The organism is Anaerobutyricum hallii (assembly GCF_900209925.1).
GTDB lineage: Bacteria > Bacillota > Clostridia > Lachnospirales > Lachnospiraceae > Anaerobutyricum > Anaerobutyricum soehngenii.
This window is the reverse complement of the sequence record NZ_LT907978.1, coordinates 727,296-737,500: the sequence shown is the minus strand read 5'-3', so window position 1 is coordinate 737,500 and position 10,205 is coordinate 727,296. Positions and strand designations below refer to the sequence as shown.

At 37.8% G+C, this 10,205-nt stretch carries 10 protein-coding genes and 1 pseudogene (1 of these 11 only partly in view); 1 reads left to right on the top strand and 10 read right to left on the bottom strand.

Annotated elements, in window-relative coordinates; translation table 11 throughout:
• A protein-coding gene (locus tag EHLA_RS03305) for a ribulokinase (protein ID WP_096239308.1) crosses the window boundary here: on the bottom strand, positions 1–1,469 show its 5' portion. It extends 196 nt beyond the left edge of the window; only the first 1,469 of its 1,665 coding nucleotides appear in the window; it begins with the start codon at positions 1,467–1,469; its stop codon lies beyond the left edge, outside the window.
• 46 nt (positions 1,470–1,515) lie between these two features.
• The gene (locus EHLA_RS03300; protein ID WP_096239307.1) at positions 1,516–2,571 is read right to left on the bottom strand and encodes an NAD(P)H-dependent glycerol-3-phosphate dehydrogenase; all 1,056 of its coding nucleotides are present in this window, start codon (positions 2,569–2,571) and stop codon (positions 1,516–1,518) included.
• A 334-nt stretch (positions 2,572–2,905) separates the two neighbouring features.
• Between EHLA_RS03300 and EHLA_RS03295 the strand changes: the two genes are divergently transcribed.
• A complete protein-coding gene (locus EHLA_RS03295; RefSeq protein ID WP_096239306.1) occupies positions 2,906–3,982 on the top strand; it encodes a LacI family DNA-binding transcriptional regulator in 1,077 nt (358 codons plus the stop codon).
• A gap of 225 nt (positions 3,983–4,207) precedes the next feature.
• Here the strand turns inward: EHLA_RS03295 and EHLA_RS16760 are convergent, their stop codons facing one another.
• From EHLA_RS16760 to EHLA_RS03255, 8 genes and pseudogenes are all read right to left on the bottom strand, one after another.
• Positions 4,208–4,336 carry a hypothetical protein gene (locus tag EHLA_RS16760; protein WP_278277425.1) on the bottom strand — a complete coding sequence of 43 codons (129 nt, stop codon included), beginning with the start codon at positions 4,334–4,336 and terminating at the stop codon, positions 4,208–4,210.
• A 165-nt stretch (positions 4,337–4,501) separates the two neighbouring features.
• Positions 4,502–5,242, bottom strand: a pseudogene (locus EHLA_RS03290) (substrate-binding domain-containing protein); the annotation flags it as partial.
• A gap of 59 nt (positions 5,243–5,301) precedes the next feature.
• Positions 5,302–5,532, bottom strand: a complete 231-nt coding sequence (locus tag EHLA_RS03285; protein WP_096239305.1) for a hypothetical protein — start codon at positions 5,530–5,532, stop codon at positions 5,302–5,304.
• Between the two features lie 357 nt (positions 5,533–5,889).
• Positions 5,890–6,387 carry a transcription elongation factor GreA gene (gene greA / locus EHLA_RS03275; RefSeq protein WP_096239303.1) on the bottom strand — a complete coding sequence of 166 codons (498 nt, stop codon included), beginning with the start codon at positions 6,385–6,387 and terminating at the stop codon, positions 5,890–5,892.
• A 30-nt stretch (positions 6,388–6,417) separates the two neighbouring features.
• Positions 6,418–7,524 (bottom strand): ABC transporter substrate-binding protein, encoded by a 1,107-nt coding sequence (locus EHLA_RS16550; RefSeq protein ID WP_021906763.1) that lies wholly within the window; start codon positions 7,522–7,524, stop codon positions 6,418–6,420.
• On the bottom strand, positions 7,521–8,321 hold the full coding sequence (locus tag EHLA_RS16545) for an ABC transporter permease (RefSeq protein ID WP_021906762.1): 801 nt from the start codon (positions 8,319–8,321) through the stop codon (positions 7,521–7,523). Before EHLA_RS16545 ends, EHLA_RS16550 begins: the two co-directional genes overlap by 4 nt.
• Entirely contained in the window at positions 8,315–9,130 is an 816-nt protein-coding gene (locus tag EHLA_RS03260) for an ABC transporter permease (protein ID WP_096239302.1), read from the bottom strand. The genes EHLA_RS16545 and EHLA_RS03260 overlap by 7 nt, the downstream gene beginning before the upstream one ends.
• Positions 9,123–10,196, bottom strand: a complete 1,074-nt coding sequence (locus EHLA_RS03255) for an ABC transporter ATP-binding protein (RefSeq protein ID WP_096241544.1) — start codon at positions 10,194–10,196, stop codon at positions 9,123–9,125. Before EHLA_RS03255 ends, EHLA_RS03260 begins: the two co-directional genes overlap by 8 nt.
• Between the last annotated feature and the right edge of the window lie 9 nt (positions 10,197–10,205).

Sequence of the window (10,205 nt, the reverse complement as noted above, 5' to 3'; positions counted from 1 at the left end):
ATACGCTCCGGAGCCGCTGCTGCACCTAAAATTGCCGCACCAAGGGCACTTGATTGTGTGGAATCAACAACTTTAATTTTTCGATTACATACATCAGAATATACTTGTACAAGCATTTCATTTTTGATTGGAATACCACCACTTAATGTAATGTCTTTTACTTCTAAGCCAGCTTCCTCGAATCCTTCAATTATCATGCGGGTTCCATACGCAGTTGCTTCAATAAGAGACAGATATATTTCTTCTGGTTTTGTCAATAGATTCATTCCCATAATCAAACCATTTAAATTAAAATCCATTAAAGGAGTACGTACACCATTAAACCAATCTAGTGCTAACAAACCACTTGCCCCTGCTTTATAAGAAGATAACTTTTCAGAAAGAAGCTGATGAATAGAAATTCCTCTTACACGCGCCTCCTGCTCATAGCTTTCCGGTACACAATTTTCAACAAACCAAGCAAAATGATCTCCTACACAAGACTGTCCTGCTTCATATCCAAAATATCCTGGCATAATTCCATCTTTTACTGTACCTGATGACCCTTTGATCGCTGCTTCTTTATCCCCAAGCATCATATGTACGGAAGAAGTTCCTACGATAATCATCATTTTGCCCGGTTCACCAATTCCACAGCCTGGTAAAGAAGCATGCGCATCAATAATACAGGTAGCTACCGGAACGCCTTCCATAAGTCCCATTTCTCTTGCCATAGAAGCTGTTAAATGTCCTGCTTTTTCTCCAACGCCTTTAATCGGAGCATCAAGCTTCTCCTCTACGATGTTTTCCATTCTTGGGTCTACCGCTTTAAAGAAATCTTTTGATGGATATCCTTTTTCATGATGATAATATGCCTTATATCCTGCGCAGCAGGCACTTCTTGTTTCTTCTCCTGTCATCTGCCAGATAATCCAGTCTCCTGCCTCCATAAAACGATCAGCCGCATCATAAACTTCTGGTGCATGACGCAGTGTTTCATAAATTTTCGGATACATCCATTCACTGGAAATTTTACCACCATATGTCGGAAGCCATTCTTCTCCACGTGCTACAGCAACATCATTCATCAATTTTGCTTCTTCTTCCGCACCATGATGCTTCCATAATTTCACATAAGCATGTGGTTCCTCTTTAAATTCTGGAAGATGACATAGCGGTGTTTTATCTGCTTTCACCGGAATTACCGTAGAAGAGGTAAAATCCACTCCAATACCTACGACTTCTCCCGGAAGAATTTTATTTCTTGAAACAACATCTCTTACTGTAACAAGTAATCCTTCCAAATAATCTTGTGGATCCTGTAACGCCCATCCTACCGGAAGCTTTTTCCCTGACGGAATATGTTCTTCCATAACCCCATGTGGATATTCATAAATACTTGCAGCTACTTCCTTCCCTGTTTCTATATCTACAAGAAGTGCACGTACAGATAATGTACCATAATCAATCCCAATCGCATATTTGCTCATAAGTATTCTCCTTCTCTTTCCTAACCGTATTATCCCGATACCTTAATTATTCTGCTAATGAAAAGTCATTCCATGTAAAGTCTTTCCATGGGATATCTACTTCTGCTCCCTGATTGATAATTGCATCTACATGCATCAATAATGGGAAATCTTCTAAAGAAACTATTCCTCTTTCTGCAAGCTTTCTTACCGCTCTCGCTGTTCTTGTGGAAATAACGATGGACTCTAATGTCACTCCCTGTAACTCTGCCATTGCTTCCTCGAAAGAAAGACCTCTTCCTAATAAAGTTCCAATTTTACGAGTTCTTCCACCAAAGATTGTTACATATAAATCGCCTGCACCATGAATAATATTTTCCGGTTTGCCACCAATAAGCTCAAGTAATCTCGTCATTTCTTTTACACTCTGTCCAAATAATGCTGCCTGAGAATTATAATGCTGACTTCCAATCTTTCCATCTCTCTTTTCTGCAAGACCTACTGCAAGACTTACACCTAAAGCATAGGCATTTTTCATTGCAACTGCACACTCCACACCAACAACATCTGTAGAAAGAGAAATATGATAATAATCTGTCTCTAAAAGAGATTTGATATATTTTAATGTCTCTACGTCTTTTCCACAGAAAGCAACGTGGCTATCATCATGGTCTGCTAACTCATAGCTTGTACATGGTCCACCGATTGCATTTAAGTTAAGATGTTTGCCTTCCGGCTGTCTCTGTGCAAAAATATGTGGATACGGAACTAAAGTTCCATCTTCTAAATCAACCATTCCTTTTGTTACCGTAAGTACTGGAACGTCCTCTGGTAATACTGGAAGAATTTCATCGCAGAACCAGTCAAGTCCAAAACTGCTTACACCACCAAGAACTAAATCTGCACCTTTTAAAGCCTCTTCTAGTTCTTCAATCTGATAATATTTGATGCCATCATGAAGCGTTCTCTTTAATGTAATATGAAAATTATCTTTCTTTAATCCATCGATAATGTCTCTATCAAGAGGGGAACCAACTAATCTTACCTCATGACCATTTTCAAAAGCTGGAAAAGTAATTGCTGAATTCATCTGACCTGCACAAACAAAAGTAATAACACTCATTTTAAATCCTCCTGTGAAAAATCTTAAATAAAATCTTTGTTTTGGTTGTTTTGTTTCGTTATCTGATGGCTATATCTAACCATATTTATTTAACAAAGTCAAATGCTAAAAACCGCTTATTTACTAGATATTTTCGTGATTTTTATTAATCATTTCATTTGATTAATCCTCTGTTTTTTCGCTCCATTTTTCTTCCTGTCAAAAAAGGAAAATGCAAACATAAGGAAATACCTTGTAAAATGAATTAATCAATACTATAATATTATTAATCAAAAATGTACTAAGATTAATACGTAACCATTAATTAAAATAAATCAAAAAAGGAGTATTTTTTATGGGAAAAAGGAATCGAGTCACCACCAGAGACATCGCTGAAGAACTTGGTATCTCCCAATCCACCGTCTCTATGATCCTCAGCAATAAACCAAATGTATCCTTTACCGACGAGACCGTACAAAAAGTAAAGGCAAAGGCAAAAGAGCTTGGATACAAAAAACCTGTACCAAAAGAACTGGTACAGGAAAAATCTCTTGCAAATACAATTGTCGTGCTATGCCCGATGGTCACAAACGGCTATTACTCGATGATGATGCAGTCTATCACCGATCACGCAAAGAAATATAACTACACTGTTATGACAATTTCTACCGGAAGAGATGCTGCAACAGAAGAAATCTATCTCGATTTATTTTCCCGCGTACAACTTGCCGGCATCATCAGTCTTTATCCATTGTCAAAGATCCAGAAAATCAACGCTCTTGCAAAGCATTTCCCGGTTATTTCTGTAGGAGACAAACCGCTCTCCTGCCACTTTGATTCTGTTGAACTTGACAGCCGTAAACAGGGACATATTATGGCTAATTATCTACTTTCTTTAGGTCATACAAACATCACTTACATTTCTACTCCGATTCGCGGAAAAGAAATTGGAAGAATCCACCGTCTTGATGGTATCAAATCTAGTTTTCGTGAGTATGGTATCCCCTTAGGACACCTTACTGTTCTCTACCAAAACCAGCCTGCTTTTGATCGCTATCCTCTTGAAAATGCAGAATATCAAAACGGTTATGACCTTGCAACCCGCGCTTTAGAAGAAGAAACTTCCTCTACCGCCTTTATAGGAAATAATGACATGGCAGCCTTTGGAATCATGGCAGCAATTTCCGACCATGGTTATCGCATTCCGTCTGACTTTTCTGTCTGTGGCTTTGATAACATTACCTTATCTGCCATGCCACAGATTTCACTCACTACGATCGACCATGCTTCAGTGCGAAAAGGTGAAGAAGCGGTGGATATGATCCATCGAAAAAATACACAGAAAAAAGAAGACTCCTCTCGTTCTTATATTATGAGACTGGAATATGAACCACAGTTAATCGTACGCAAATCTACAGGAAGAAAATGCTGATCTGTAGATTTGGTATAGACGAAAAAAGAAAAACTACCCTATCCCATCTGCTCTGTAGTCGCTGTATTTAAGATGCTCACCCGCATCTTAAATACGCTCCCAAGCCGCATCTGGGATAGGGTAGTTTTTCTTTTTTCTGACTACTCCAACTCCACAGTTGGTGAGAATGGGGATTCTTCAGAAAATTGTGGCTTTCCATGAAATTAAATAGGGTAATTACAAGATTCACCAGTCCTTTTTCACAGGCTTTGAGAAGTCTCTGCGGATAATTTGTTCAACAGGTAAATGCCACTCTTCTGAAGCAAGCCGGATTAATCTTGTTTGCATGAAAGTAATCTCTGTTTTCTCACTCATAATGAATCCTCCTTAATTTCTTGGTCAATAAAACTGGAAGTTGTTAATTAAAATTGCTCAGTACCGCCATAGGCATAATCATCAACCACCTTTCTGCTGTTAATATATCAGCAAACAGCGGTACATACATAACACCTATTTTATATGATTATCCATAGCCTATGACTATGGATTAGCTGGAGCATATTTCCGTAATTCTTCCAGATAGCTTTTTCCAAGTTCACTTAATTCCTGATTTTCATTCAACACATATCCAATATGCATTGTTTCATTTTCTGCAAGCGGAACAGAGATGATATTTTCTCCGTTCAAATATTTCGGAAAAATGCCACTTGAAATAATATAGGCATTCAGTCCGAGCATGAAGTTGACAATAGCTCCTCTGTCATTGACCCGAATTTCCTTATCCACCGGGATGGAGCTGAATAGTTCCTCTGAAAAATAGACAGATTCATACTCTCCCTGTACAAAGTTTAGCCGCGGATAAGGTGCAAGGTCATGGACGGAAACTACTTTTTTCGATGCCAATGGGTGAGCTTTTTGCAAAAAAACATGAGGCTTTGCTAAAAATAGTTCGGTAAACACCAGATGGTTTTCCTCTATCGCTTTCCGCATGACAATTTCGTTTTCATGCGATAAATAAAGGATGCCTAAATCACAGACACGATTTTTCACATCATCCAATATCTGATGTGTTCCGGTTTCATTATAATAAAAAGCGTATCGTTCTTGTCCAAAACGCTTAACTAACTCCACAAAAGCGTTTTCCGTAAAAGTATAGTGCTGAGAAGATACTCCAAATGTCACTTTTCCCGGAAGATTTGTAACATACCGATCCTCCAGCAGTTCCATCTGCTGTATCACCTGACGAGCATAGCCGAGAAATTCAGCACCATCTTTTGTCAGGTAAAATGGAAAAGAGGATGCTCCGATAAAGGGCAGCCTCTCCAACCATTTACTCTGAATTAGTCAAATGGGATCTCACCATCTGGCCCCTCCATAGCATTTTTCGCTGAAATAATTCTGTCCAATGCCTGCCACATCTCCTGTCCGGCATCTCTGAGGACTGGTTCCAGTATTTCTATGTAATGATGAATTTCTGCTTCCAGAGAAAACATCTCTGGATCCGATTCAAGAAATCTTTCCAGTTCCCGCTGGTATTCTTCATAATAACTTTCAATCAATTCTCTTCTCATATCCGGAATCCCCCTTATTTCAAGAATGCCTCGGCATTTCTGACAGGCTGGTTAATGGTTACCACATGATTATCAAATACATAATTTAACATAAAAGTCAATAAGCATTTGAGACAACATACATCAATTTAAATGTCAATCCTTTAGAATTTATTTTTCTGGGAATCCATATCTTTCTGGAGAATTCCCATTCTCTCTAACTGTGGATTTAGTATAATCAGAAAAAAGAAAAAATGCTCTATCCCAGATGCGGCTTCGGAGCGTATTTAAGATGCGGAGAAGCATCTTAAATGCAGCGACTACAGAGCAGATGGGATAGGGCATTTTTTCTTTTTTCGTCTGTACCAAATTTACAAATCAGTATTGATTCAAAGGTATGTCTTCGTTAAAGGGTTCGATTTCTTTAATTTCGACATAGTATCCATACTGTGGATTTACAGGTATATAAACTCTTTCTCCTTTTTTGTGTCCCAGAAGAGCTTTTCCTAAAGGGGATTCAATGCTGACGCGATTTTGCATCGTATCTACGAGTACGGTAGTTACGAAGGAGAATTTATCGGTTTCGTCATCTTCTTCAAAGTAGAGTGTTACTGTTTTGTTTAAACCTACCTGATCGGCATCAGAGTGATCTTCTACTATTTCGCAGGTTCGAATCATTCTTTCAAGGTAACGGATTCGGCTTTCATTTCTGTTTTTTTCTTTTTTGGCAGCATGGTATTCAAAGTTTTCGCTTAAATCGCCATGTGCTCTGGCTTCTTTTACATGTTCGAGCAGTTCCGGTCTTACTTCGACTTTGCGGCGCTCGATTTCTGCCTTCATTTTGTCTACATCTTGCTGGGTTAATTTATGTTTCATAAGAATTCCCCTTTCTGATATATTTTTTAATTAATATGATTTTAATTCCTTCCACAGCCGATTGTAATACTGGTCGGTCTTTTCACCAAGGTATTTATATACTTCACATTTATTTAAAGTCGCTTCTTCCGGAAAAATCGTGTAATCTTCTTTGGTTTCATCATCTAAGGCATCGTATACGGCTTTATTTGGTGTTCCATAATAAATATAATCAAAGTTTTTCTGGGCAATGTCCTGACGGCTCATGTAGTCGATAAACTTTTCGGCGGCTTCTTTATGTTCAGCTGTTTTAGGAATTAGAAAGCAGTCAAACCATACGTTGGAACCTTCTTTAGGCACAACATAATCAAGATCTTCGTTTTCTTCCATGGCAACGGTGGCATCTCCGGAATAAATAACTGCCATGGAGGCATCTCCGGAAACCATCGCATCTCTTGCCTCATCAACAAGATATGCTTCCACAATTGGTTTTTGTTTTAATAAAAGACTTTGTGCCTGCACTAATTCTTTTGGATTCGTAGTATTTAAAGAAAGTCCTTTCCATTTAAGCGGAACCATAAATGCATCTCTCATACTATTTTGCATAATGATCTGATCATCATACTTTTTATTCCATAGAATGCTCCAGCTATCTACTTTTTCTTTTACTACTTTTGTATTATACAGGATTCCTACTGTTCCCCACAAATACGGAACGGCATATTCATTGGTTGGATCAAATACTTTACAAAAATCAAGATACTTCTTGTCAATGTTTTTATAATATTCCATAGAAGATGTATCAATTTTCTGTACTTCTCCTTCCTGCATCATTTTTTCCACCATATAGTCCGAAGTACAGATCACATCGTAATTGATCACTCCTGATTTATATTTGGTATACATATCTTCCGGCGTAACGTATTCTTCATATTTCACCTGAATTCCAGTTTCTTTCTCAAATGTTTTTAAGACATTTACATCAATGTAATCGCCATAATTAAATACAGTAACTGTATTTTCATTGTCATTTTTTTGATTCGAAGAGAAGCAGCCGGTAAACATTACCGTCGAAATAATGAAAAGAACGATCAATGCAAAAGTTCCAAGTATAATCTTGCCTTTTCCCTGCAGATAATATTTTTCCAGTATATTCATCGTTCTTCCCTCCTGTCTGCTTTTTTTTGTTTTGTTGCGGACATATGGTTAATGAGTCCGAGTAAAATAAGAATCGTCAAAAATAAAAGGGTCGAAAGTGCATACATCTGTGGATTGATTCCTCTTCGAAGCTGCTGATAAAGCATTGTAGAAATTGTATTGATTCCTGCCCCTTTTGTAAAATAAGTTACAACAAAGTCATCCATCGATACGGTAAAAGCAAAGAAAAATCCTGAGACAATTCCCGGGATAATTTCCGGCAGGACAACTTTGACAAAGGCATATACTGCAGATGCCCCTAAATCCTGCGCTGCCTCGTATACATTTTTATCAAGCTGCTGAAATCTCGGCATAACATTCAAAATAATATAAGGCAGCCCCAGCGTTACATGAGCTATCAACATGGAGGTAAATCCTAATGACATGAAATGCACAAACAAAAGCATGATAGCCACACCTGTTACAATATCTGCATTTAATAACGGGATATTCGCAAGTCCTTCCATTACCTTTTGAAATCGTAACTTCATTGCTGTCATTCCAATACAGGCAAGTGTCCCAATTAATGTTGCGATCAACGCTGCAAGTGTCGTAAGCAGCAGCGATGTTCTTACTGCTGAAAGTACTTCCTCATTCTGAAATAAGTCTGTGTACCAGTGAAGAGTAAACCCTCCCCATATTGTTCTTGCTTTTGAATCATTAAAGGAACATACAAAAAGTACAAGTAATGGTGCATAGAGAAGGAAACCTATGAATGCCACGTAAAACTTTTCAATAAAACTTTTTACTTTTACCATATCATACTATCTCCTTCCTCTGATGCATTCCGATTCATGATCGCCATACTGATGAAAATAAATATCATAAGTACGATAGACAGACCAGATCCTAAATTCCAGTTATTTGCCACATCAAATTCCTGGTCAATGACATTTCCAAAAAGAAGTACTTTTGAGCCTCCTAAAATATCTGCCACAACAAATTCAGAAATACTTGGAATAAATACCATAATAATTCCGCTGATAATTCCCGGCAAGGACAATGGGATTATTATTTTCTGAAATGTTACTCTGGCGCTGGCTCCTAAATCATGCGCTGCCTCAATTACATCTTTATCAATTTTACAAAGCGCATTATAGATTGGCAAAATCATAAATGGAATATAATCATAAACCATTCCAATCAGTACGGCTCCTTTCGTATACATTAACTTCTGCAAAGGTAGTCCGAAAAAGCCAAGGATTGCATTTAAAATTCCTGTTTTTGATAAAATAACCTGTAATGCCAGAACACGAAGAAGAAAGTTGATCCACATCGGCAAAACAAAAAGCATAATAACAACACCAGAACCTCTGTGCTTTCCTTTACTTAAAATATATGCTAAAGGGTAAGATATCACCAGACAGATCATTGTACTTGCCATCGCAATCCAGACAGAATTCCAGAATGCTTTGTAATGAACCGGATCTGCCATTGCTGTAATATTGGATAGCGTAAAACTTCCGTCACTTCCTGTACACCCATAGTATATCACCATAAATAATGGCAAAATAATAAATGCTGCTCCCCAGACAATATACGGAGATGTAAGAACCTTTCTACTCATCCACTACCACCGCCTTTTCATCTTCTGATTCCGGCTTATGCATGATCTGAATATTAAACGGAATTACAGAAATACTGACTCTAGAACCTACCGGATAACAATTTGTACTGTGAACAAGCCATTCATATCCGTTCGCCTCTACTTCCATCTCATAATGCACACCTTTGAAAATAAGAGAAGTTACAATTCCGTCAATGATTCCTTCTCCTTCTCCTTTAAGAACAACATCCTCTGGACGAATTACGACATCGACAGGACGATTTTTTCCAAATCCTTCATCCACGCATGGAAACTTCGTTCCAAGAATCTCCACGAGACGATCTTCTAACATAATTCCATCAATAATGTTGCTGTCACCGATAAAATCTGCTACAAAGGCATTTTCCGGCTCATTATAAATATCTTCTGGTGTTCCCATCTGTTGGATATATCCCTTATTCATAACGATGATCTTATCTGACATCGTAAGCGCTTCTTCCTGATCATGTGTAATATAAATAAATGTAATTCCCAGCTCTTCTTTTAAACGCATTAACTCATACTGCATATCCTGACGCAGCTTTAAATCAAGTGCACCTAACGGTTCATCTAATAAAAGAACTTTCGGTTCATTTACAATCGCTCTTGCAATTGCAATTCGCTGCTGCTGACCACCACTTAATGAAGTTGGTTTTCTCTTCTCAAACCCTTCCAGATTTACAAGCTTTAACGCATACTTAATCTTATCTTTAATATACACATCCGATTTATTTTTAATTTTTAATCCAAAGGCAATATTTTCTTCAATTGTCATATGACCAAACAATGCGTATTTCTGAAACACCGTATTTAAGTTTCTTTTATTTGCCGGAACGTTCGTAATATCTGTTCCATCAAACAGTACCTTTCCACTGTCCGGTCTCTCAAACCCACCGATAATCCGTAATGTTGTTGTCTTTCCACAACCTGACGGTCCAAGTAAAGTAAGGAATTCATTTTCCTTTACCTCTAAACACAACTCATCTAATACTTTGGTCGAACCAAAAGATTTTGAAATATTCACCAATTCAACTAATTTATTTTTCATTCCCTGTTC

Excerpts from the sequence above, each read along its gene's own strand:
- EHLA_RS03300 (WP_096239307.1), bottom strand. The coding sequence starts at position 2,571 with ATGAGTGTTATTACTTTTGTTTGTGCAGGTCAGATGAATTCAGCAATT.
- EHLA_RS03295 (WP_096239306.1), top strand. The coding sequence starts at position 2,906 with ATGGGAAAAAGGAATCGAGTCACCACCAGAGACATCGCTGAAGAACTT.
- EHLA_RS16760 (WP_278277425.1), bottom strand. The coding sequence starts at position 4,336 with ATGAGTGAGAAAACAGAGATTACTTTCATGCAAACAAGATTAATCCGG.
- EHLA_RS03285 (WP_096239305.1), bottom strand. The coding sequence starts at position 5,532 with ATGAGAAGAGAATTGATTGAAAGTTATTATGAAGAATACCAGCGGGAA.
- greA (WP_096239303.1), bottom strand. The coding sequence starts at position 6,387 with ATGAAACATAAATTAACCCAGCAAGATGTAGACAAAATGAAGGCAGAA.
- EHLA_RS16550 (WP_021906763.1), bottom strand. The coding sequence starts at position 7,524 with ATGAATATACTGGAAAAATATTATCTGCAGGGAAAAGGCAAGATTATA.
- EHLA_RS16545 (WP_021906762.1), bottom strand. The coding sequence starts at position 8,321 with ATGGTAAAAGTAAAAAGTTTTATTGAAAAGTTTTACGTGGCATTCATA.
- EHLA_RS03260 (WP_096239302.1), bottom strand. The coding sequence starts at position 9,130 with ATGAGTAGAAAGGTTCTTACATCTCCGTATATTGTCTGGGGAGCAGCA.
- EHLA_RS03255 (WP_096241544.1), bottom strand. The coding sequence starts at position 10,196 with ATGAAAAATAAATTAGTTGAATTGGTGAATATTTCAAAATCTTTTGGT.